Below are 23,162 nucleotides of genomic sequence, written 5' to 3'. Positions count from 1 at the left end.
GCGGCTGGAATTGCTACTACAAGCCGCCGGGCCCAAAGACCATGCGCGACGGATGGAATCGGCTCGCCGCCACACTCGAGGGATATGCCCTTGCCACCCAACACGAAAATCCGGGAATCCCGTAGCCTTGTGGGAGAGGGTGGATCGACGCCGCGAAGCGGCGGCGAGACGGGCGAGGGGTTGTCTCCGCGGATAGAGACCCCTCATCCGCCTTCCCTTCGGGAAGGCACCTTCTCCCACAATGGGAGAAGGTAAGCGCGCTTGTGCCTTTTCATCCCCCATCGCCTCGGCTAAACCCCGCGCCATGAACCGTACCGGACTTGTTATCGCGTTGGGCTTGTCGCTCGTCATCGGACTGCTGTTTGGAATCTTTCCCGAACTCGATCTGAAGCTGGCGGCATTGTTCTACGATCCCGCGAGCGCCTCGTTTCCATCCAAACAGAACGGGCTTTACGCTTTCGCGCGCGATGCCGCGATGTGGATCGCATGGGCGCTGGCGCTGCCCGCCCTGATCGCCATCGTCGCGAAGCTGCTGCGGCCGGATCGGCCGATGCTGGTTCCGGGACGCGCGGCGGTATTCCTCCTGGTGACTATCCTGCTCTCCGCGATCGTGCTGACCAATCTGACCTTCAAGAGCCATTGGGGACGGCCAAGGCCGGTGGTGGTGACGGAGTTCAAAGGCCCCTGGGAATTCGTGCCGTGGTGGGATCCGCGCGGGGCTTGCGGGCGTAATTGCTCGTTCTTCTCGGGCGAGGGCGCCACCGCATTCTGGACCTACGCGCCCGCGGCGTTGACGCCGCCGGCGTGGCGGCCGTTGGCCTATACGGCGGCGACCCTGTTCGGTATCGCGACCAGCGTGCTACGGATGGCGTTCGGCGGGCATTTCTTCACCGATGTCGCAGCCGCCGGCCTCGTCAGCTTTTTCGTGATCTGGCTGGCCTATGCCTGGATTTACCGCTGGCCGTCGACGAGGCTCACCGATGCGCAAATCGAAGCCGCGCTGGCGCGCTGGGGCTGGCCCGGCTACCGCCTGTGGCAGCGCTGGCGCGGGCGCGAGGCGGGGTAGTCCGTTCCTCAGACGCTAAGCGCCATTAAACGCGTGCCCATGGCTGCGAAATTTGATATTCGCGGCCCTCAAGCCGCAAACGACATCCGCCATTTCGACCGATTGGAAGCTCGATGAGTACGATCCTGAAAAGCCTGCCCAAGGGGGAAAAAGTCGGCATCGCTTTCTCGGGCGGTCTCGACACCAGCGCGGCGCTGCTCTGGATGAAGCAAAAAGGCGCGCGCGTTTTTGCCTATACCGCCAACCTCGGTCAGCCTGACGAGGCCGACTACGACGAGATTCCGCGTAAAGCGCTCGAGTTCGGCGGGGAGAAAGCCCGGCTCGTGGATTGCCGTACCCAACTGGTCCACGAAGGGATTGCCGCGATCCAGTCCGGCGCCTTCCACGTCTCTACCGGCGGTATCGCATACTTCAACACCACGCCGCTCGGGCGTGCGGTGACCGGCACCATGCTGGTCTCGGCCATGAAAGAGGACGGCGTCAACATCTGGGGCGACGGCTCCACCTACAAGGGCAACGATATCGAGCGGTTTTATCGCTACGGCCTGCTGGCCAATCCGAACTTGCGGATCTACAAGCCCTGGCTCGACCAGCAGTTCATCGACGAGCTGGGCGGGCGCGCGGAAATGTCGGCATTCATGACCGCCAATGGATTCGCCTACAAGATGAGCGCCGAAAAGGCGTACTCGACCGACAGCAACATCCTCGGCGCCACCCACGAGGCCAAGGATCTCGAGCGTCTCGACAGCGGCATCAAGATCGTCAACCCGATCATGGGCGTGCCGTTCTGGCGCGACGACTGCGCCGTCAGGGCCGAACAGGTCGCCGTGCGTTTTGAGGAGGGCCAGCCCGTCGCGCTGAACGGCCAGACATTCACCGATCCGGTCGCCTTGTTCCTCGAGGCCAACGCCATCGGCGGCCGGCATGGCCTCGGCATGAGCGACCAGATCGAGAACCGGATCATCGAGGCCAAGAGCCGCGGCATCTACGAAGCGCCCGGCATGGCGCTGCTGCACATCGCCTACGAACGCCTGGTCACGGGCATCCACAACGAAGACACCATCGAGCAGTACCGGATCGGCGGCATGCGCCTCGGACGGTTGCTCTACCAGGGACGGTGGTTCGATTCCCAGGCCCTCATGCTGCGCGAGACCGCCCATTGGGTGGCGCGCGCGGTCACCGGGGAAGTGACGCTCGAGCTGCGCCGTGGCAACGACTACTCGATCCTGAACACCGAGAGCCCCAACCTGACCTATCAGCCGGAGCGGCTGAGCATGGAGAAGGTCGAGGACGCAGCGTTCTCGCCGGCGGACCGCATCGGCCAGCTCACCATGCGCAACCTCGACATCGCCGATACCAGGACCAAGCTGAAGCTTTATTCGGACACAGGGTTGCTGGCGGGAAGCGAAGGCTCGGAGATATTCAAGCTCGAAAGCGACAAGGGCTGAGGAACTCTCATCTCCCGGAAGCGATGCTGAATCGTAGGGGTGGGCAGAGCGAAGCGTGCCCACCAAACTGGGGCGGTGCAAGAAAGGTGGGCACGGCGCTGCGCGCCTTTGCCCACCCTACGGCGCTCCGGGTCTCCGTTATGGATACGTCATCCGGGACAGATAGATTTTGTCCGCCTGAATTCCTGCCGGGCAGCCGCGAACGCTGCCCGTTCCGCGTGTCCGACCGGAGCCTCGATCATGATCAAGCCCGTCACCGTATCCCTCGGCCTCCTTCTTTCGGCATCAGCAGCCGATGCCCAGACGATCTATCCCATCGACCGAGCCGAAATCCTTTCCGGCGCGCGGTTCGACTTCAAGGTCGAATTTCCCGACAAGGTCGATCCGGCGAAGCTGAAGGTGACGGTCAACGGTCAGGACCATGCCGCTGTCTTCGGCCAGCCCGGAACATTCGTCGAGCGCGAGGACGGCAAGGACCAGTCGTCGCTGATCCTGCGCAATGTCGCATTGTCCAAACCCGGCAGCGTGGCGGTCGAAGTCAGCGATGGCACGCGAAGCCGCACGGTGAAGTGGACGGTCTACGATACCGGCCCGCGCAAGGCGAAGAACGTCATTCTGTTCATTGGTGACGGACTGTCACCCGCGCATCGCGTCGCCGCCCGTCTGCTTTCCAAGGGCATCGCGGAAGGCAAGAGCCTCGGCAAGCTTGCTATCGACGACATGCCGCATATGGCGCTGGTGGCGACCGCAGGCTCTGATTCCATCATCACCGATTCAGCGAACGCCGCGAGCGCCTACGCCACCGGCCACAAGGCCGCGGTCAATGCCATGGGCGTCTATGCGGACCGTACTGCAAGCCCGTTCGATGATCCAAGGGTCGAGACCATTGCGAGCCTGGCGAAGCGGCGGCACGGCATGGGTATCGGCATTGTCACCAATACCGAAGTCGAGGATGCGACGCCGGCGGCGATGGTGGCGCACACCCGTCGCCGCGCCGCCTATGACCAGATCGTCGAGCAGCTTTATGCGGCAAAGCCCGACGTATTAATGGGTGGCGGAGCTGCGAATTTCCTTCCGCAAACCGCCTCCGGGTCCAAGCGCAAGGATGAGGTCGATTATGTCGCCAGATTCCGTGATGACGGCTACTCGGTCGTGACGACAAAGACCGAACTCGATGCGGTGAACGCCAAATCTGACACGCGCAAATTGCTCGGCCTGTTCGCGACGGGAAATATGGACGGCGCGCTGGACCGCAAATTTCTCAAGGGTGGCGGCGTCAAGAAATTTCCCGATCAGCCCGATTTGACCGGACAAGTGCAAGCCGCGCTGAACATCCTGTCGAAGAACGATGCCGGCTTCTTCCTGATGGTCGAATCCGGCATGATCGACAAATACGCGCATGCGCTGGATATGGAGCGCGCGGTCTACGACACCATCATGCTCGACAACGCGGTCGCCCTGGCGCGCAAATGGGCGCTGGCGCGCGGCGACGACACCCTGATCCTCGTGCTCGCCGACCATAACCATCCCAACAGTCTTGTCGGCACCATCAATGACGACATGAGCACGACGCCCAACGTGCCACTGCGCGAACGCGTGGGTACCTACGACAAAGCCGGATTTCCTAACTATCCGGCTCCCGATGCCGATGGCTATCCGTCGCGCGTGGACGTCAGCCGGCGGCTAGCGCTCTTCTCTGCGAGCCTCCCGGATCACTACGAAACCTTCCGCCCCAAGCTCGACAATCCGAACGAGCCGAGCGTCAAGGGAAATGCGCCGGGTACGTTCAGGATCAACGAGAAGTACAAGGACGTCCCGGGGGCGGTACTGCGTCCCGGCAACCTGCCGGCGATGATGGGCGCCAGCGTGCATTCGGGAGAGGATGTCATCCTGACGGGGACTGGACCGGGCAGCGAACGGGTGCGAGGCTCGATGGACAACACCGACGTATTCCGCATCATGGCGGACGCGCTCGGCCTCGCGGCCGCGGGACGCTAGTCACTGTCGTTCCGGCGAAAGCCGGGACCCATACTCCGCGGCGGATGTTGTGAACCACTGGTCGATGGCTTTCTCTCAACAACCGCCATCTGTGATTATGGGCCCCGGCGTTCGCCGGGGCGACGGCTTAGTTAGGCGCGAACATCAGCTTCACAAGACTGCGAAACAACATGATCTGCCGTTCGAGGCGGCCGGGATCGTTCAGCGTCTTCGACATGATGATGGCGCCGTCGACGATGCAGGACAGCATGTCGGCGACATCGTCGAGGTCGACCGGCTCTCTCGGAGGATAGACCGCCGCGATGCCGTCGAGGATCGTGCGGAAGCGCGCGTTCCAGTCCCGCACGGATTGCGCGGTGAGATCGCGTATCTCACGGTCGAACAGCCGTTCCTGATAGCAGATGCTGGCGATCAGGCAGCCGGGATGTCCGTTCGGCAGATCGGCCATCGTTTCCGCAAGCAGCTTCAGTGAAATCAGGAACGCCTGCAGCGGATCGTCCGATAGCTGTTGGCCGCGCCCGAAAATTTCGTCGAACAGGCGATCGTTGGTTGCGACATATCGCCGGACCATTTCGCGGGCGAGCGCGTTCTTGTCCCTGAAGTGGTAGAAGAAGCCGCTCTTGGTGAGGCCGGCCTCGGCGATCACTTCCTCGATCGAGGTCGCGCCGAATCCCTTGGCGAGCACGGCCGCCTCCGCGATCTCGAGAATGCGCTCGCGGGTGGCTTCGCCCTTGCCCTTCGGGGTCTCCAAAACTGTACTCATGGTACGGTTTCTCCACGGCCAGCAGCGCGGGAGCTTTGCGCCCTGCCGGCAACCATTTGATTTCGTATCATTTTGCACCTCAAGGTTCATCCGCACCACGAGCCGCCTAGGCCGCCGCGACACTATGAGGCACCAACATCGGCGGACCTGGCCGATGCGCGAGAGACGTATCGAGGTCCTCTTTTTGTTTTGACGCGTTTTCTTGACGCGAACCGGTGTCCACTTCGCTGGAAAACGCTCTAATTCGTGGAGATGTTGAAATGGCAAAATACCGACACGCCCTGCCGCAGCGCCGCGGTGGCGTTTTCCTCACCGATGGCGGCATGGAAACCACGCTGATCTTCCACGAAGGCGTGGAACTGCCGCACTTCGCTGCCTTTGTGCTGCTGGATAGCGCCGAAGGGCGGGAGAAGCTGAAGCAGTATTATGCCGCCTATCTCGCGGTTGCGCGCGACCATGGCACGGGCTTCGTGCTCGACAGCCCGACATGGCGTGCCAATCCGGATTGGGGCACCAAGCTCGGCTATGACGCGTCCGCGCTCGCTGGGATCAATGTCCGTTCGATTGCATTCCTCGAGGAGCTGCGCACCGGCTGGGAGCGGCCAGCCGCACCCTGCGTCATCAGCGGCGCGATCGGCCCGCGCGGCGACGGCTACAAGGCAGGCAACATGCAGGCCGACGAAGCCGAGGCCTATCATCGGGCGCAGATTGCGGCCTTCGTCGAGGGCGGTGCTGACATGGTCACGGCCTATACCCTTACCAGCATCAATGAAGCGATCGGCATCGCGCGCGCAGCACGGTCGCAAGGGATTCCGGTGGCCATCTCGTTCACCGTGGAAACCAACGGCCGCCTGGTGAAAGGCGAAATGTTGCGTGAGGCGATCGAGACCGTGGATCGCGAGACCGCAGGTTCGGTCGAATACTTCCTGATCAACTGTGCGCACCCAACGCATTTCGAAGACGCGTTGAAGGCGGGCGAAGCCTGGACGGCACGCATTCATGGCATCAGGGCCAACGCCTCGACAAAGAGCCACGCCGAGCTCGACGAGTCAGTCACTCTGGATTCGGGAGATCCGGCTGACCTCGGGCGGCGCTATGTTGCACTCAGGAGCGCGTTTCCGACGATGCGCATTCTTGGCGGCTGCTGCGGCACCGATCACCGGCACGCCGCCGCCATTTGCGAGGCCTGCGCGCCACCGCGGGCCCTCAGCGCTTGATTCAAAAAAATGGCCGGGATGTTCCCGGCCATTTTCGTGTTGATCGATTGCCAGCTCAGCTCAGCGCGGCGGCGCGGTGCCGGGCGGGGGCGGCGGCAGCGACGCCTGACCGCCAGTGAGCAGCGGCGTGATGTTGCGGATGGTGACGCGCCGGTTGATCGGGCTCGGCCCGTCGATCTGCTCCTTCAGGTACTGCTCGCCATAGCCCTGCGAGGTCAGGTTTTCCGCAGGCACGTTGAACTGCTGCGTCAGCAAGGTGGCCGCCGATTCGGCGCGCCGATCCGACAGCGACAGATTGTCGACGTCGTTGCCGACCGCGTCGGTGTGGCCCTCGATCAGGAATACCGCGCGCGGGTTTTGCTGCATTGCGCGGTTGAGGCCGTCGGCGATCACCTGCAGCTTCGCCGCCTGATCGGGCGGGATTTCCCACGATCCGGTTTCGAAGTTGATGGTGTTGACGTCGATGCTCGGCATGCGCTGGCGCACGGTCGGGCTGTAACGGATTTCGTCCAGCGAATAACGCCGTTCGATCCGTTCCACCGGCGGCGCCATCAAGGTGTCGTAGATCACCTCCGGCTCCGCTTCCTGCGCGTCGACGATGTAGCGGTTGTAGGGGATCCGTATCGTCGGCGGCGGCAGCGCGACGAAGAAGCCGCCGGTCGCCCGCGGATCGCGGTAGCTGTTGTCGATGATGATGATCTCGCGGCCTCGATCGTCACGGCGGATACGGCGCAGCAACTGGCCGTCGCGGCCCATCACGGTGATGACCTGGCTGCCATCGGGTCTGATGACGACAGTACGGGTCTCGCCGCCGACAGTCTGGGTCTGGATGTCGCGTGCGCCGTAGCGGAAGCGCTCGACCTCGTTGTGACGGACATAGGCCTGTCCGCCGGGATCGCGAACGATGATCCGGCCGGGTTCGGTGATGACCGTGCGGCCGCCTTCCTGAACTTCGCGACGCTGGCCGCGGAAGTCGTCGAGGCGCTGCGGCCCTGTAGCCCGAGTGCCGGGGGCGATCACCCTGAGCCCCTCTTGGGTCGGAGGAGGCGCCGGCAGTGGTGCCGTGACCTGAGGCGCACGCTGGAAGGCCGGCGCGACCGTTGGTGGCGCGTTCTGGACCCGGCCGGCCGGCGGCGTGGCGGCCGGAGCACCGGGCACGGCGGTTGGCGCCGCGGGAGCGGTCGTGGTGCCCGGCGCGGCCGGAGTGCCAGCGGCGGGCGGCGCCGTCGGCGCGGGTGTAGGCGCCGTTCCAGCGGGGGCGCCGGGGGCCGGCGCGCCAGGGCGGGCCGTCGGTGGCGTTGGTGCCGGCGTTGGCGCACCCGCGGCCGGAGGCGGTGTGCCGGGGCGTCCCTGCGGTGTCGTAGGCGTGGTTGCCGGAGCGCCGGCAGCCGGTGGTGCCGTCGGAGTTCCCGCGGCTGGTGGTGTCGTGGGCGGCGCGCCGGGACGCGCCGGCGGTGCGACCGTGCCAGGCGTTGGAGCCGGTGTCGGCGACGCGGCTGGAGCCGGTGTCGGCGAAGGTCTCGTGCCGGCTGCCGGGGGTGGCGGCACGGGAGACGGCGTCCCCTTCTGAGCGGAAGGCGGCGTGGGCGTCGGCGTCGGTGCCGCCGGCTGCTTCGGCGCAGTGGGAGCTGCCGCTGGTGGCGGAGGCGTCGGAGGGGTCGGACGCGCGGGCGCCGCCGCGGGAGGTGGCGGTGTCGGAGTCGGACGTGCGGGTGCGGCCGCAGGAGGCGGCGGCGGAGGCGGTGTTGGACGCGGCGGCGCGGCAGCCGGAGGAGGAGGCGGCGGCGTTGGGCGTGGCGGCGGTGCAGCCGCCGGTGGCGGGGGCGGCGGTGCCTGGCGTGGCGGTGGGGCAGCCGCCGGCGGTGGTGGGGCAGGCGTCGGACGTGGAGGCGGCGCCGCAGCGGGCGGCGGCGGAGTAGGTGCCGGTCGAGTGGGGGCAGCGGCCGGCGGCGGCGCGCCCTTCGGCGGCGGCTGCTGTCCCTTGCCTTTGCCATCCTCTTCCTTGGCTTGCGCCACGACAAGCGAAGCGGTCTGCGCATGCGATGCGGAGCTCGCTAGCTGCGTTACCGACAGGGCAGTTGTGGCAAGCAGCACGATGCGAAGGTTTGTCATGATGTCCTTTGGTCCCCGGAAAAGGCCTGGCAGTAGAAAAGGCCTGGCAGTAACGGAAGTGCCGTATTGAGGTATCAGTTGGTCGATCAGCAGCTAATCATTAGGCCGGATTGTGGCGGCTTACAAATCGCCCGTAGCCTTTTATTTCATGAAAGCAAAGGGTTGCATTGCCCCTCGTTCATTGCGTGTTCAGATGGCGCCTTCAAAGTTTGTTTCATTCTGTCTCAGGATCGGTGGCGGGGTTAGGCGTTCGCGGGCCATTCGGCCCACGCACCGGTAGCTCGTCCGGCATCTCGCCCGGCAATTCCCGCGGCTGGGGTGGCCGGCCCGGTTCATGCACCGGTGGCGGCACCTCCGGACGAGGACGGCCCGGCGGCTCCTCGCGCGGCGGCTCCGTCGGTTGTCCCGGTGTCGCCGGCGGTACCTCCGGCGGTTCAATCGGCATCACATCTCCCGAACTACAAGTTCCGGGATCGACAACGGCGACGGCGGCGCCAAGTTCCCGCGTGATCCAATAATGGAACCTGGTTACTCGGGTGCGTGGCAGACAGCCTCGATGTTGTGACCGTCCGGATCGAGCACGAACGCGCCGTAATAGTTCGGATGATAGATCGCGCGGATCCCGGGCGGACCGTTATCGCGCCCGCCCGCGGCCATCGCCGCCTTGTAGAAGGCGTCAACCGTGGCGCGGTCCTTCGCCACGATCGCGACATGCAGCGGCTTGTCCATTCCGCCCTCGCCGCCGATCCAGAAATCGGGCTTTCCGTTGGCGCCGAAACCTGCGGCGGGTTCGTGGCTGTGTTGCTCCTGCGTGACTTCCATCACGAGGGTGTAGTCGAGCGGCGCCAGGGCTTTCAGATAGAAGGCTTTGGAACGTTCATAATCCGAAACCGGAAATCCGATGTGGTCGATCATCAAGCTCTCCTGCGGTTTGAGAGATGGGTTCGCAACGGAAATTCAGCCCCGTACCAGCAGCGTGTTGCTGCGCGTCTTGTCGGTCTCGGCATAACCGCGCGAGCGCATGTCGGCGATGCAGTCTTTCAGCCATTCATCTCTCGACAGATGCTCGATTACGATCGCGCGCGGCCACAGCGTTTGCGGCGTCTCGGCGAAGAAGCCGGTCAGCACGCGATCCTCAAATCCTTCGACGTCGATCTTGAGCGCGTCGACATGCGAGACACCCGCCTCCTGCAGGATGCGTTGCAGCCGCAGCGACGGCACCTTGATCGCCTTGCCGGAGGCCCCGCTTGATACGATGTGGCTGGCGCCGAGATTGTCGCCATCGGTCTCGATCATCAACTCGCCATCGGCGGGACCGGCGGCGGCCGCGACCAGCCGCACCTGGCTGTAGCCGGAGGCGGCGTTGTTGAAGGCAAGCCGCGCATGGGTGACCGGGTGCGGCTCGATTGCGATCACCTTGCCGCCGGCGCCGACATGACGCGCCAGCGCAAGCGCATAGGTGCCGACATTGGCGCCGACGTCGACGAATACGCCGCCCGCGGGCACATGTGCGCGGAGAAAACTCAGTTCTTCGAGATTGTAGTCGGGATTGAACAGCGCGCCGCGCTCGGTGGCGCTGGCCTGATGATAGAAGCGGAACGAAGCGCCTTGGTATTGCACGTCGACGGGCCCTGTCCGCAACAGGTTCACCAGCCGCGACAGCATAGGCCGGAACGCACCGCGTTTAAGCCGCGAGCGGTGGGCCAGCGAGATAATGGCGGCCTGCGCGGCATTCGGGGCGAACGCGCCGAACGGCGCGGGTGACGGATCGTTGTCGGGCGTCAAGCGGTGGTCCTCAGGTAGAAGCGGCGCATGCATAGCCGGTTTTGCGGCCAACTCCAACGACACCGTCGCCCCTGCAAAAGCACGAGCCCATACGCCGCGGCTTCTCGATTTGGAGCGGTCGGAGTTGATACTCTCCGCATAATCAAGGCCGGTGGTTATGGGTCCCTGCGTTCGCAGGGACGACGGGGATCTTTGTCGTCTCACGCCGCCTTCTTCGCAGCTTTCCGATGGCGCAGGAAGCGGCCGAGCAGGCGGCGTTTGTCCTTGCGCGGAATCAGGTCGACGTCACTGACCAACTTGGCGCCGCCCTTGCGTCGCTCCAGCACGATCTTGCGGCTATGGAACGCCTCCAACTCGGCGCGATGGGCGACGCTGACGATGGTGGCGTTCGGCAATTCCTTGATGACGAGCTCCATCATCTTGTCCTGGCTTCCTTCGTCGAGCGCCGACGTCGCCTCGTCCAGCACCACGATGTCGGGGTTGTGCAGCAACAGCCGCGCGAAGGCGAGCCGCTGCTTCTCGCCGCCGGACAGCGTCTGGTCCCATGGTCCCTCTTCCTCGATCTTCTCCCTGAGATGGTCGAGGCCGACCTTGTGCAGGGCGTCGTGGATCTGCTCGGCGAGCCAGTCGTCGGCCGCGCCGGGATAGGCGATCGCGCGCCGCAGCGTGCCGGAGGGGATGTAGGGTTTTTGCGGCAGCATGAAGAGCCGGCGGTCGGGATGGAAATTGACGCTGCCGCCGCCCCAGGGCCACAGCCCGGCGAGCGCGCGGACCAGCGTGCTCTTGCCGGTGCCGGACTCGCCGGCCACCAGTAATCGCTCGCCGGGTTCGATCACGACTTCGGTCTCGCCGACGACGGCGGTGCCGTCGTCCAGCGTCACCGAGAGATCGTTGAGGCTCAGCACGGCGCCGCCTTCCGTCTCCCCACGCTGGATGCGGCCGATGCCGTCGCCCTGTTCGGCGCGCTCCAGGCCGTCGAGCGACATCATCAGCGAAGCGATGCGGCGCGCGCCGGCGTTCCAGTCGGCCAGCCGGGGATAATTGTCGACCAGCCAGCCGAACGCGGTCTGCACGATGGTGAAGGCGGACGCCGCCTGCATCACCTGGCCCAGCGTCATGCTGCCCTCGAGAAATTTTGGCGCGCACAACAATATCGGAACCACCGGAGCGATGAGGCCCGATCCCTGCGACACCAGCGTGGTGCGCATATGCTGGCCAGCGAGCCGCGCCCATTGCTGCAGCACTTTTGAAAAGGTCTTGTTGATGCCGTCGCGCTCTTCCTCTTCGCCGCCGAGCAGCGCGATGCTCTCGCCGTTCTCGCGCACGCGGGTCAGGACGTAGCGGTATTCGGCTTCGGCCTGGTTCTTGTTTTCGGACACCTGCACGAAGCTTCGCCCGATCGCCGTGATCGAGCCCGAAGCGATCGCAGCGTAGACGATCGCGGCGATCACGAGGAAGCCGGGGATGGTGACCGTCGAGCCGGCCAGCGTGATCGTGAGCGCGCCGCCGATGGTCCAGAGCACGACGATGAAGGTGGTGGCCGACAGAAATGCCGATGTGACGCCGGCGACGAAATCCACCGGCGAGTCGGTTGCGATCCGCAAATCCTCGGCGATGCGGTATTCGGGATTCTGATGATCGCCGCCGACGAGGTTGAGTTGATAGTAGCGGCCATTGGCCAGCCAGCGCGAGATCACCGCATTCGTCAGCCACGCGCGCCAGCGTCGTTGAATGCCCATGCGGGCGAACACCTGGGCCACGCCGAGCAACGCGCTGCCGATGGCCAGCGGAAAGAACACCGCGGTGAGAAAATAGACGGTTGCGGCGTCCCGCCTTTCGATGGCGTCGAAGATTGCGCGATTCCAGACATTGATGCCGTATTGAAATCCGACATTGGCGACGATCAGAAACAGCAGCCCGATCGAAAACAGCCACGCCAGCCGGTCGCCGCCTCTGCCCCAATAGCCGCGCGCGCTGATCCAGAACCGCGTCAGCAGATAATTCTTGCGGGCTTGCCCGGCCTCCTCCGGAGACATTTCCGGATCGGGCTCGACGACCTCCGGCGGTGGCGGTTCGACACGCTCGCCGCCTTCCGCCGTGACGTCCACGAACTCCGAATCTTCTTCTTTCTCAGGGGATTTCTTGGCTGAGGATTTCCTGGCAGATGGCTTGGACTTCACATCGGATCTGGCCATGCCGCGATAACGCAAGCGAAATCAGATGGTTCCCGCGGGCTGTCCGAGTATCCCTCCGCCGTCATTGCAATGACGTGGAAATGCCGAAGCCGATCATCCGCGCTTACGGCGCCTGGATCACGCCCGCGTTTCCGCGCTGCGCTCTACCTTCCGCCGGCCAATCCGGTGCAGCACACGGGAGAGCTGCTCGATCGAGTAAGGCTTTTGCAGCAGCTCGAAACCGTAAGCGCCGTGCTCCGACAGCACGTGGCTGTAGCCGCTGGTCAGCACCACCGGCAGGTCGGGATGGCGGCGGCGGACTTCCTGGGCGAGTTCAATGCCGGTCATGCCGGGCATCACGACGTCGGTGAACACCGCATCGAAATGCTCGGCGCCGGTTGTCAGTTCTTCGAGCGCGTGCACGGCACTGCCGACGAGTCTGGTGGCGTAGCCGAGTTCGGCCAGCGCATCGGTGGCGAAGCGTCCGACCTCGGCATTGTCTTCGACCACGAGCACCGACATCCCGCTTCCGTCGATCGCCGCGGCATCTGCTGCCGGCATCTGTCGCGATTTGCCTCCGCCGGCGGTGCGCGGCAGATACAGCGTGAAAATGCTGCCCTTGCCCACTTCGCTGGCCACAGCCACTTCGCCGCCGGACTGCTTGGCGAAGCCGAATACCTGCGACAGGCCGAGTCCGGTGCCATGGCCGGCCTGCTTGGTCGTGAAGAAGGGTTCGAAAATGCGTTCGAACTGGTCCGGCGGAATACCGCTGCCGGTATCGGCGACGGATACGGCCACATAACCATATGGATGTTGCGGCTGCGGGGCGGCGTTGGGCAGGCTGGCTGCCATTCCGACCGCAATCGTCAGCCGTCCGCGGCCTTCCATAGCGTCCCGCGCGTTCACGGCCATGTTGATGATGGCGGTTTCGAACTGGCCGGCGTCGGCGTTGACGAAGCACGGTTCTTCCGGCCCAAGGATGACAATTTCGATGCGCGAACCGATCAGGGTGCCGATCATTTCACTCAGCATCTGCACGGTCCGCCCGACGTCGAACACCTCCGGCTTCAACGTCTGCCGCCGCGCAAAGGCCAGCAATTGCCCGGTCAGCTTGGCGGCGCGGGTCACCGTATCCGAGATCGCATCGATATAACGCAGCCGCCGCTGTTCCGGCAGGTCGGGCCGCCGCAACAAGTCCACGGAAGCGAGGATCACCGTCAGCAGATTATTGAAGTCGTGCGCAACGCCGCCGGTCAACTGGCCCAGTGCCTCCAGCCGCTGGCCGTGCTTCAGCGCTTCCTCGGCCACCCGGCGCTTCTCGGCCTCGACGTAAAGGTGGCGCGTCCGGCGCAAGGCCAGCCCCAGCAGGGCAAATAGCAGCGCGGTGGCGGGCGCGCCGAAAATCAGGTGCTGGCTCACGGTGGACAACCAGCGCGCCCGGATCGCCGACGTTTCGAGGCCGGCGCTGACATAGATCGGGTATTGGGCGAGCCGCTGGTATGCGAGGCGCCGTTCGATGCCGTCGGTCGACGAGGTCACGGTGACGAGGCCGGCCTCGGTATCGGCCTTGGGATCGGCCGCGATCAGTTTTCCGATCGGGCCGTTGCGGTCGAGCCGGACGTCGCGGCCTGCGGCGGGAAAACGAGCCAGCACGGTGCCGTCCGCGCGACCGACCGCGAAGAAACTGCCGGGCTCGCGGCCGATGCGGGCGTAGTAACTTTCGAAATATTCCGGCAGCACCGAGGTCTGGATCACACCTGCGAAGCCGCCGTCCTCGCTCGGGCGCCGTCTGCTGACGCCGAAGAACGCGGCGCCCTGATAGGGCGGCCGCGGCGTGAGCGCCTCGCCAATATGGGTTCCGATATCCCCGGCGACGTGAGTCCTAAAATAGTCCCGGTCGGAGAAGTCGATCTCGGGCGCCGGGACGACGAGGCTGTTGACGAGCGCGCGGCCCTTGGCATCGAAGATCCAGACCGACTTCACCTGCGGCAGCGAAGCGACCAACTGCTTCAGCCGCAAATGCAGCGCTTGTTCGCGGGCAACGATGTCAGCGTCGGGAAGGTCGCGGATGATCTCGGCGATTTCCGACAGGCTGCGATCGATGGTCTCGAATACCTTCAGCGCATGCTCGTGCGCGACATCCAGCGTGCGCTCGACTTCACGGTCGGCAGTTTCGCGGATCGAGACCCAGGAGACGGCGGATGCAAATACAAACAGCGCCAACGGAAGCGCCAACGAGGCGACCATCATCCATTGCAGCAGTCTCAGCGAATTAGGTTGTGCGGTCTGCACGCTCGCTCCGGCTCCGCGCCGAGCTTAACGCAAAGTCGTGCGAGGAATAAAGCGGAGCGGTGAAGGGAACTTGCGCGTGTGGCGGCCGGCCCCAGGATCGATAACAATCGATTCAAATGTGGCCGGCCCGTTACCCCATCTACAGGAGCGCGCCTAGATCTGGCGCTCGACCATCTTCAGCTTGAGCTCGGCGATGGCTTCCGAGGGGTTCAGGCCCTTCGGGCAGGCCTTGGCGCAGTTCATGATGGTGTGGCAGCGGTACAGCCGGAACGGGTCTTCGAGGTTGTCGAGTCGTTCGCCGGTGGCCTCATCGCGGGAATCCTTCACCCAGCGCGTCGCCTGCAGCAGCGCGGCGGGCCCGAGGAAGCGTTCGCTGTTCCACCAGTAGCTCGGGCAGGAAGTCGAGCAGCAGGCGCACAGGATGCACTCGTAAAGGCCGTCGAGCTTTTCACGGTCCTCGTGGCTTTGCTTCCATTCCTTCTGCGGCGTCGGCGTCGTGGTCTGCAGCCACGGCTCGATCGAGGCATATTGCGCGTAGAAGTTCGTGAGGTCGGGCACCAGGTCCTTCACGACCGGCTGATGCGGCAGCGGATTGACTTTCACCGCGCCACCTGCGGCCACGTCGTGCATCGACTTGGTGCAAGCCAGCGTGTTCTGGCCGTCGATGTTCATGGCACAGGAGCCGCAGACGCCTTCGCGGCAGGAGCGGCGGAAGGTCAGCGTCGGGTCGATGTTGTTCTTGATCCAGATCAGGCCGTCGAGCACCATCGGCCCGCAATCGTTGATGTCGACATGATAGGTGTCGACGCTCGGGTTCTTGCCGTCGTCCGGATTCCAGCGATAGATCCGGAACTCGCGCGTCTCGGTCGCGCCTGCCGGCTTCGGCCAGGCCTTGCCGCCGGTGATCTTCGAATTTTTCGGAAGCGTGAATTCAGCCATTATTCTAACCTTTCGTCATTCCGGGATGGTCCGAAGGACCAGACCCGGAATCTCGAGATTCCGGGTTCGATGCTTCGCATCGCCCCGGAATGACGGTGTTGGTCATCAATACACCCGCGCCTTCGGCGGAATGTACTGGACGTCGTTCGTCATCGTGTAGTCGTGCACCGGGCGGTAATCGATCACGGTCTTGCCGTTCGGATCGATCCAGGCCAGCGTATGCTTCATCCAGTTCTTGTCGTCGCGCTCGGCAAAGTCCTCGCGCGCATGGGCGCCGCGGCTTTCGGTGCGGTTCGCCGCCGAATCCATGGTGACTACCGCCTGCACGATCAGATTATCGAATTCGAGCGTCTCGATCAGGTCGGAATTCCACACCAGCGAGCGGTCGGTGGTTGCGATGTCGCCGATGCCGCCATGCACCTTGTGGATCAGGTTCTGGCCTTCGTGAAGGATTTCGCCAGTGCGGAACACCGCGCAATTGTTCTGCATCACGTGCTGCATGCTGTCCCGCAGCTTCGCGGTCGGCGTGCCGCCGGAGGCATGGCGGTAATGATCGAGCCGTCCGAGTGCCATGTCGGCGGAATCCTTCGGCAATTCGGGCTGCTTGCCGTTCGGGGTCAGCTTTTCCGCGAGCCGCAGCGCGGCGGCGCGGCCGAACACGACGAGGTCGATCAGCGAGTTGGAGCCGAGCCGGTTGGCGCCATGCACGGACACGCAGGCCGCTTCGCCGATCGCCATCAAGCCCGGCACTACGGCATTGTCGTCGCCGTCCTTCTTGGTCAGGACTTCGGCGTGATAATTGGTGGGAATGCCGCCCATGTTGTAGTGCACGGTCGGCACGATCGGAATCGGCTCGCGGGTGACGTCGACATTGGCGAAGATCTTCGCCGATTCGGAAATGCCGGGCAGCCGTTCCTGCAGCACCTTCGGATCGAGATGATCGAGGTGCAGGTAGATGTGGTCTTTCTTCTTGCCGACGCCGCGGCCTTCGCGGATCTCGATGGTCATCGAGCGTGAGACCACGTCGCGCGAAGCGAGGTCCTTGGCGGAGGGCGCATAGCGCTCCATGAAGCGCTCGCCCTCGGAATTGACGAGATAGCCGCCTTCGCCGCGCGCGCCCTCGGTGACGAGACAGCCGGCGCCGTAAATCCCGGTCGGGTGGAACTGGACGAACTCCATGTCCTGCAACGGCAGGCCGGCGCGCAGCACCATGCCGCCGCCGTCGCCGGTGCAGGTATGCGCCGAGGTGCAGGAGGCGTAGGCGCGACCGTAGCCACCGGTGGCGAGAATCGTGGTCTGGGCACGGAAGCGGTGCAACGTGCCGTCGTCGAGCTTGAGCGCGATGACGCCGCGGCAGACGCCCTGGTCGTCCATGATCAGGTCGATGGCGAAGAACTCGATATAGAACTCGGCCGAATGGCGCAGCGCCTGGCCATACATCGTGTGCAGCATGGCGTGACCGGTGCGGTCGGCGGCGGCGCAGGTGCGCTGCGCCTGGCCCTTGCCGTAGTCCATGGTCATGCCGCCGAACGGACGCTGGTAGATCTTGCCGTCCTCGGTGCGCGAGAACGGCACGCCCCAATGCTCCAGCTCGTAGACGGCTTCCGGCGCGTTGCGCACCATGTATTCGATCGCGTCCTGGTCGCCGAGCCAGTCCGACCCCTTGACGGTGTCGTACATGTGCCAGCGCCAGTCGTCCTGATGCATGTTGCCGAGCGAAGCCGAAATGCCGCCTTGGGCCGCGACCGTATGCGAGCGCGTCGGGAACACTTTTGTAATACAGGCGGTACGCAGGCCAGCCTCGCTGCAGCCGACCACGGCGCGCAGGCCGGCGCCGCCGGCGCCGACGACCACGACGTCGTAGGTGTGGTCCTCGATCGGATAGGCTTTTCCGTTGCTGGCCGGGCCACTGGCGCTCGTGGCCTTGCCGTTACCTTCAGCAGCCATGGGCTACACTCCCGATGACAATTTAACGATCGCGTAGATCGACGCCAAGGCGACCGCGATACAGAAGAAATTATTGGCCATGACGCTGGCGAGCTTCAGGGTCTCGTTGTGCACATAGTCCTCGATTATGATCTGCATGCCGATCTTCATGTGCCAGGCGCTGGCGATGATGAAGAGGACCAGGATGATGGCGATCGGAAGCGAGCCGAGGATTTGGGCTGCGCCGGCCTGATTGCGGCCGATCAGCATCAGCACGATCACGATGACGGGCACAATCAGCAGCGTCATTGCCACCGCCGTGAGGCGCTGGCGCCAGAAATCGGTGGTGCCGGAATGCGAGGAACCGAGATTGCGGACGCGGCCGAGCGGCGTGCGCATCGAGGAGGGGCGGCTCATCGTCCGCCTCCGACCGTGTAGGCGATGATCCAGACCAGGACGGTCAGCGAAATGCCCGCGATCAGCGCGCCCCAGGTGAGGGCCTCGCGCTCGTTGGCCTTGAAGCCGTAGCCGAGGTCCCAGAAGAAGTAGCGGATACCGCTGACCAGATGGTGCAGCAGCGCCCAAGTGTAGCCGAACACGATCAGCTTGCCGATGATGCTGCCGGTGAAGGCCTGCACATGGGCATATGCCCCGGGGCCAGACGCCGCTGCAATCAGCCACCAGGCGAGCAGTAGCGTGCCGAAATAGAGCGCAATACCAGTCGCACGGTGGATGACGGAAAGCGCCATCGTCAGGGTCATGCGATAGGTCTGCAAGTGGGGCGATAGCGGTCGTTCGATCCTGGCGGTCATGCGGCGGCTTTACGTTGTGTGGGACCGCGGCCGGCCCATCGGGGAACGCGGTAGATGAATTCTATTTACGGAGTCGAGTCAGTCCGCGCAACGATCAAATCGCCTCGAATGGAATCATCGTTCATTGCTATAGGGCTACGAAACGCGCACCATTCAGCGGCTTGGTATACCACAGAGGCTGACCTGGCCGAAGAATTGAATTAATATTCTGTTCATTGAAGCGCGCAGCGAGGCGGCTCCGGTTCGTAATCGGCGAGTAGCCGCGTCGGGTGGCAGGCGGGTCGGATCGGCTTCGGCCTGCCACGGCGCGCGATGCCGGCACCTCCCTTCGCGGCGACAGCGAGCGCGTTGAGGCTATTCACCCAGAGCCGACCGGATATGCGGATTTTGCGGCCCCGCCTTGCTGCCGCCGGCGAAGCGCCGACAGCAAGGTAGCGCGTATCTGTTCATCGTCGGTGGCAGGTTTGTGATTAGTCTGTTGTAGGCGGAGGTCAAAGAGCAGCCAGCGGTGTCGTCCCTGCGGAACGCAGGGACGACATTGAACTATTTCGCGTAGATCTTTGCGTACGTATCCCGCAGAATATTCTTTTGCACCTTGCCCATGGCGTTGCGCGGCAGTTCGTCGACGACGAAGACGCGCTTCGGCATCTTGAATTTGGCAAGTCGTCCGTCGAGCGCTTTCAGCACGCCGGCCTCGGTGACGTCAGCGCCCTTGTTGCAGACCAGCACCGCGGTGACGCCTTCGCCGAAATCGGCATGCGGCACGCCGATCACGGCGGATTCGATCACGCCCGGCATGGCGTCGATCTCGCTCTCGATTTCCTTGGGGTAGACGTTGAAGCCGCCGGAGATCACCAGATCCTTGCCGCGGCCGAGGATGTGCACATAGCCCTTGGCGTCGATCTTGCCGAGATCGCCGGTGATGAAGAAGCCGTCGTCGCGAAATTCGGCTTTTGTCTTCTCCGGCATCCGCCAGTAGCCCTTGAACACATTCGGGCCTTTCACCTCGATCATTCCGATCTCGTCGCGCGCGAGCTCCTGGCCGGTCTCGGGATCGGTGACGCGGACTGAAACGCCGGGTAGGGGATGGCCGACGGCACCGGGGACGCGCTCGCCATCATAAGGGTTGGAGGTGTTCATGTTGGTCTCGGTCATGCCGTAGCGTTCCAGCACGGCGTGGCCGGTGCGCGCGGCCCATTCGCGATGGGTGTCGGCGAGCAGCGGCGCCGAGCCCGAAATGAACAGCCGCATGTGCTTGGTCGATTCCTTCGACAGCGCCGGGGTCTGCAGCAGCCGCGTGTAAAAGGTCGGCACGCCCATCAGCACGGTGGCGCGCGCCATCAGCTTGATGATCATTTCCGGATCGAATTTCGGCAGGAAGATCATCGAGGCGCGTGCGAACAGGGTCACGTTGCTCGCCACGAACAGGCCGTGGGTGTGATAGATCGGCAGCGCGTGGATCAGCACGTCCTTGTCGGTGAAGCGCCAGTAGTCGACCAGGCTGTAGGAGTTCGACGCCAGATTGTCGTGCGTCAGCATCGCGCCCTTCGAGCGGCCGGTGGTGCCCGAAGTGTAGAGAATGGCAGCCAGATCGTCATTGCCGCGGGCGACCGTTGCGAAGGCGGCATCGGCCCTGGCGGCGGCGTCCGTCAGCGATCCCCTGCCGTCGGGCCCAAGCGTTTCGACCTTTGCCTTCACCTTCGCCGCGATGGCGCCGATGCCCTCGGCCTTGGACGGATCGCAGACGACCAGCGCGGGCTCGGCGTCGGAGATGAAGTAGTCGAGCTCGTTCAGCGTATAGGCGGTGTTGAGCGGCAAATAGACCGCGCCCGCGCGTACGGTTGCGAGATAGAGCACCAGCGCCGGGACCGATTTCTCGGTCTGGGCTGCGACACGGTCGCCGGGCTTGACGCCGCGCGAGACCAGCACATTCGCCGTCTGGCCGGCGCGGGCGATCAGCTCGCCATAGCTGATGCGCGTGCCATCGAGCATCTCGATCGCGAGCCGGTTCGGATCGTCGAGCGTGTCGAACAGGCGGGAAAACAGGTTGGCGTTGGCGGTCGTGTTCATGCAAAACTTCCCCAAGAGGGCGCTGGCCTGCGAATTTCGCAGGCTGGAATAGCAAGAACGCCCTTCAAAAAGCAACGGAGACAGTTTGCATGACAAATGGCGGGAAACGCGTGGCCTGGGTGACGGGCGGTGGCAGCGGGATTGGCGAGGCCGGCGCCGAGGCGCTGGCAGCCGATGGCTGGACGGTGGTGGTCTCGGGCCGGCGGAAAGATGCCCTCGACAAGGTCGTGGCCAATATCACCCAAAAAGGCGGCAAGGCCGAGGCGATCGCGCTCGATGTCAGCAACAAGGCCGATGTCGACGAGGCGGCGGACCAGATCCTCAGCCGACACGGCCGGATCGACCTCTTGGTCAACAGTGCCGGCATCAACGTGCCGAAGCGAAGCTGGGCCGATATGGAACTGGAGGGCTGGGACAAGGTCGTCGAGATCAACCTCAACGGCGTGCTCTACTGCATGCGCGCGGTGCTGCCGGCGATGCGAAAACAGAAGGACGGCTGCATCATCAACGTCGCGTCCTGGGCCGGCCGTCACGTGTCAAAGATGCCGGGCCCGGCCTACACCACGACAAAACATGCGGTGCTGGCGCTGACCCATTCCTTCAACATGGACGAATGCGTCAACGGGCTGCGCGCCTGTTGCCTGTCGCCGGGCGAGGTCGCGACCCCGATCCTGAAGCTGCGTCCGGTGGTGCCCTCGGACGAAGAGCAGGCGAAAATGCTGCAGCCGGAGGATTGCGGCCGCACCATCGCCTTCGTCGCCAGCCTGCCGCCGCGGGTCTGCGTCAACGAGATCCTGATCAGCCCGACGCATAATCGCGGCTTCATCCAGACGCCGGCGAACAGGGATTAAAGCGAACTGCTTGTCGTCCCGGCCAACGCAGGGACCCATAACCACCGGCTTTGGTTGTTGAGCCAACTGATCGCTCCAGCCTTCGCGATAACGCCGGCCTGTGGTTATGGGCCCTGCTTTCGCAGGGGCGACGGGAGAGTTGGTGGCGTATCACCGCACGGATGACGCCCGCGAAAGTTTCAGACATCACGATAATTTATTCGCCGAAACCACCCCCAAAACCTCCCGTAGCTCGGGCCAACGACGACGACATCAACCCGGTCCATCGACCAGCGTCGTTGTTTTCATCACCGGCGATACCCGCCGGCCACAGCAATCCTCGGGAGAAGATTCCATGTCGAAACGTATTGCACTTCTGTCCGCCGCCGTGTTCAGCGCGCTGGCTTTCACCACCACCATCACCGCGCCAGTTAGCGCAGAAGAAAAGACCGTGATGGTCGGCGGTGCAGCGATGTTCCCGTCCAAGAACATCATCCAGAACGCCGTCAACTCGAAAGACCACACCACGCTGGTCGCCGCCGTGAAGGCCGCCGGCCTGGTCGGGACGCTGGAGGGCAAGGGCCCGTTCACCGTGTTCGCGCCGACCAACACCGCCTTCGGCAAGCTGCCGGCCGGCACCGTCGAGACGCTGGTGAAGCCTGAGAACAAGGCGACCCTGACCAAGATCCTGACCTACCATGTCGTGCCCGGCAAGCTCGCCGCGTCCGACCTCACCGATGGCAAGAAGCTCAAGACGGCCGAGGGCGAGGAACTGACGGTCAAGAAGCAGGACGGCAAGACCTGGATCGTCGACGCCAAGGGCGGAACCTCGACCGTCACGATCACCAACGTCAACCAGTCGAACGGCGTGATCCATGTGGTTGACACCGTGCTGATGCCGGCGTCCTGAGCTCCCGCGCGCCCCTGACTGGTCCCAACAGGGGCGTGTGGATTGGCGGGCCGGGGCAACCCGGCTCGCTTTTTCGTGAAAGGCGATACGCGCCATGCATCGTTCTGATAGAATCATGGCAGTAACGAAACCAGGTTCCAGGCGTATATTCGATACGGATTGCAAGCGGGGATGACCATGTCGGCCGTAACAGTCAGCGACCAACACGCCGCGTCAGCCAAGGCAAAGGTTATTCAGCCGGCCTGGGTACGGGCGCTGCACTGGACAAACGCCTTCGCGATGGTCCTGATGATCATGTCGGGATGGCAGATCTATAACGCCTCGCCGCTATTCGGCTTTACGTTCCCCCGTTCGATCACGCTGGGCGGCTGGCTCGCCGGAGGGCTGCTCTGGCATTTCGCCGCGATGTGGCTGTTGATGGTCAACGGCCTGATCTATTTGGTGATGGGCTTTGTTACCGGCCGCTTCCGCAAGAAGCTGCTGCCGATCACGCCGGAGGGCGTGATTTCAGATACGAAAGCTGCGCTGACCGGCAAGCTGTCGCACGACGACCTCAGCAGATACAACTATGTGCAGAAGCTGCTCTACGCCGGCATCATCGTCGTCGGCATCCTTATCGTGCTGTCAGGTCTGGCGCTCTGGAAGCCAGTGCAACTGCAATACCTGGCGGCGTTGTTCGGCGGCTACGAGGGCGCGCGTTACGTCCATTTCTTCTGCATGGCGGCGATCGTGGCCTTCATGGTGGTTCATGTCGTGCTCGCGCTTCTGGTGCCGAAGAGCCTGCGCGCCATGATCATCGGCCGCTAACGCATGATCCGGA

The 23,162-nt window shown here is 64.0% G+C and carries 19 protein-coding genes; 7 read left to right on the top strand and 12 right to left on the bottom strand.

The genetic code is table 11. The features are described 5' to 3' along the window. Positions 1-304 precede the first annotated feature (304 nt). The 3 genes from LMTR3_RS09415 to LMTR3_RS09405 all read left to right on the top strand — a co-directional run bounded on the left by LMTR3_RS09415 (position 305) and on the right by LMTR3_RS09405 (position 4,512). Positions 305-1,066 carry a phosphatase PAP2 family protein gene (locus LMTR3_RS09415; protein WP_065744803.1) on the top strand — a complete coding sequence of 254 codons (762 nt, stop codon included), beginning with the start codon at positions 305-307 and terminating at the stop codon, positions 1,064-1,066. 113 nt (positions 1,067-1,179) lie between these two features. Continuing rightward, a complete protein-coding gene (gene argG / locus LMTR3_RS09410; protein WP_065744802.1) occupies positions 1,180-2,514 on the top strand; it encodes an argininosuccinate synthase in 1,335 nt (444 codons plus the stop codon). 240 nt (positions 2,515-2,754) lie between these two features. Continuing rightward, positions 2,755-4,512, top strand: coding sequence for an alkaline phosphatase (locus tag LMTR3_RS09405; RefSeq protein ID WP_065744801.1), 1,758 nt, complete (start codon positions 2,755-2,757; stop codon positions 4,510-4,512). Between the two features lie 127 nt (positions 4,513-4,639). Here the strand turns inward: LMTR3_RS09405 and LMTR3_RS09400 are convergent, their stop codons facing one another. Further along, the gene (locus LMTR3_RS09400; protein ID WP_065744800.1) at positions 4,640-5,275 is read right to left on the bottom strand and encodes a TetR/AcrR family transcriptional regulator; all 636 of its coding nucleotides are present in this window, start codon (positions 5,273-5,275) and stop codon (positions 4,640-4,642) included. A 260-nt stretch (positions 5,276-5,535) separates the two neighbouring features. Here LMTR3_RS09400 and LMTR3_RS09395 point away from each other — a divergent pair, with 260 nt between their 5' ends. After that, positions 5,536-6,492 carry a homocysteine S-methyltransferase family protein gene (locus LMTR3_RS09395; protein ID WP_065744799.1) on the top strand — a complete coding sequence of 319 codons (957 nt, stop codon included), beginning with the start codon at positions 5,536-5,538 and terminating at the stop codon, positions 6,490-6,492. Positions 6,493-6,552: 60 nt separating this feature from the next. On the opposite strand, the gene LMTR3_RS09390 is transcribed toward LMTR3_RS09395, so the two are convergent. From LMTR3_RS09390 to LMTR3_RS09345, 11 genes are all read right to left on the bottom strand, one after another. Next, on the bottom strand, positions 6,553-8,604 hold the full coding sequence (locus tag LMTR3_RS09390) for an OmpA family protein (protein WP_065744798.1): 2,052 nt from the start codon (positions 8,602-8,604) through the stop codon (positions 6,553-6,555). A 214-nt stretch (positions 8,605-8,818) separates the two neighbouring features. Beyond that, complete coding sequence (locus LMTR3_RS36145) at positions 8,819-9,049, bottom strand: hypothetical protein (RefSeq protein WP_082637337.1); 231 nt, start codon at positions 9,047-9,049, stop codon at positions 8,819-8,821. A gap of 83 nt (positions 9,050-9,132) precedes the next feature. Continuing rightward, complete coding sequence (locus tag LMTR3_RS09385; RefSeq protein ID WP_065744797.1) at positions 9,133-9,519, bottom strand: VOC family protein; 387 nt, start codon at positions 9,517-9,519, stop codon at positions 9,133-9,135. 42 nt (positions 9,520-9,561) lie between these two features. Further along, positions 9,562-10,389, bottom strand: coding sequence for an FkbM family methyltransferase (locus LMTR3_RS09380; RefSeq protein WP_065744814.1), 828 nt, complete (start codon positions 10,387-10,389; stop codon positions 9,562-9,564). 200 nt (positions 10,390-10,589) lie between these two features. Next, a complete protein-coding gene (locus LMTR3_RS09375; protein WP_065744796.1) occupies positions 10,590-12,584 on the bottom strand; it encodes an ABC transporter ATP-binding protein/permease in 1,995 nt (664 codons plus the stop codon). Positions 12,585-12,701: 117 nt separating this feature from the next. Beyond that, positions 12,702-14,855 carry a hybrid sensor histidine kinase/response regulator family protein gene (locus tag LMTR3_RS09370; protein ID WP_065744795.1) on the bottom strand — a complete coding sequence of 718 codons (2,154 nt, stop codon included), beginning with the start codon at positions 14,853-14,855 and terminating at the stop codon, positions 12,702-12,704. Positions 14,856-15,008: 153 nt separating this feature from the next. Then, the gene (locus LMTR3_RS09365; protein WP_065744794.1) at positions 15,009-15,794 is read right to left on the bottom strand and encodes a succinate dehydrogenase iron-sulfur subunit; all 786 of its coding nucleotides are present in this window, start codon (positions 15,792-15,794) and stop codon (positions 15,009-15,011) included. Positions 15,795-15,899: 105 nt separating this feature from the next. Beyond that, the gene (sdhA, locus tag LMTR3_RS09360; protein WP_065744793.1) at positions 15,900-17,741 is read right to left on the bottom strand and encodes a succinate dehydrogenase flavoprotein subunit; all 1,842 of its coding nucleotides are present in this window, start codon (positions 17,739-17,741) and stop codon (positions 15,900-15,902) included. A gap of 3 nt (positions 17,742-17,744) precedes the next feature. Beyond that, positions 17,745-18,119 (bottom strand): succinate dehydrogenase, hydrophobic membrane anchor protein, encoded by a 375-nt coding sequence (sdhD, locus tag LMTR3_RS09355; protein ID WP_065744792.1) that lies wholly within the window; start codon positions 18,117-18,119, stop codon positions 17,745-17,747. Positions 18,120-18,133: 14 nt separating this feature from the next. After that, positions 18,134-18,532, bottom strand: a complete 399-nt coding sequence (sdhC, locus tag LMTR3_RS09350; protein WP_028348440.1) for a succinate dehydrogenase, cytochrome b556 subunit — start codon at positions 18,530-18,532, stop codon at positions 18,134-18,136. A gap of 543 nt (positions 18,533-19,075) precedes the next feature. Beyond that, on the bottom strand, positions 19,076-20,602 hold the full coding sequence (locus LMTR3_RS09345; RefSeq protein WP_065744791.1) for a malonate--CoA ligase: 1,527 nt from the start codon (positions 20,600-20,602) through the stop codon (positions 19,076-19,078). Between the two features lie 89 nt (positions 20,603-20,691). Here LMTR3_RS09345 and LMTR3_RS09340 point away from each other — a divergent pair, with 89 nt between their 5' ends. The 3 genes from LMTR3_RS09340 to LMTR3_RS09330 all read left to right on the top strand — a co-directional run bounded on the left by LMTR3_RS09340 (position 20,692) and on the right by LMTR3_RS09330 (position 23,149). Continuing rightward, a complete protein-coding gene (locus LMTR3_RS09340) occupies positions 20,692-21,453 on the top strand; it encodes an SDR family oxidoreductase (RefSeq protein WP_065744790.1) in 762 nt (253 codons plus the stop codon). Between the two features lie 334 nt (positions 21,454-21,787). Further along, the gene (locus LMTR3_RS09335; protein ID WP_065744789.1) at positions 21,788-22,342 is read left to right on the top strand and encodes a fasciclin domain-containing protein; all 555 of its coding nucleotides are present in this window, start codon (positions 21,788-21,790) and stop codon (positions 22,340-22,342) included. Between the two features lie 177 nt (positions 22,343-22,519). Then, positions 22,520-23,149 carry a cytochrome b/b6 domain-containing protein gene (locus LMTR3_RS09330; protein WP_065744813.1) on the top strand — a complete coding sequence of 210 codons (630 nt, stop codon included), beginning with the start codon at positions 22,520-22,522 and terminating at the stop codon, positions 23,147-23,149. Positions 23,150-23,162 lie beyond the last annotated feature (13 nt).

The organism is Bradyrhizobium sp. LMTR 3 (genome assembly GCF_001693485.1).
Lineage (GTDB): Bacteria > Pseudomonadota > Alphaproteobacteria > Rhizobiales > Xanthobacteraceae > Bradyrhizobium.
This window is presented reverse-complemented; position numbering and strand designations above follow the sequence as displayed.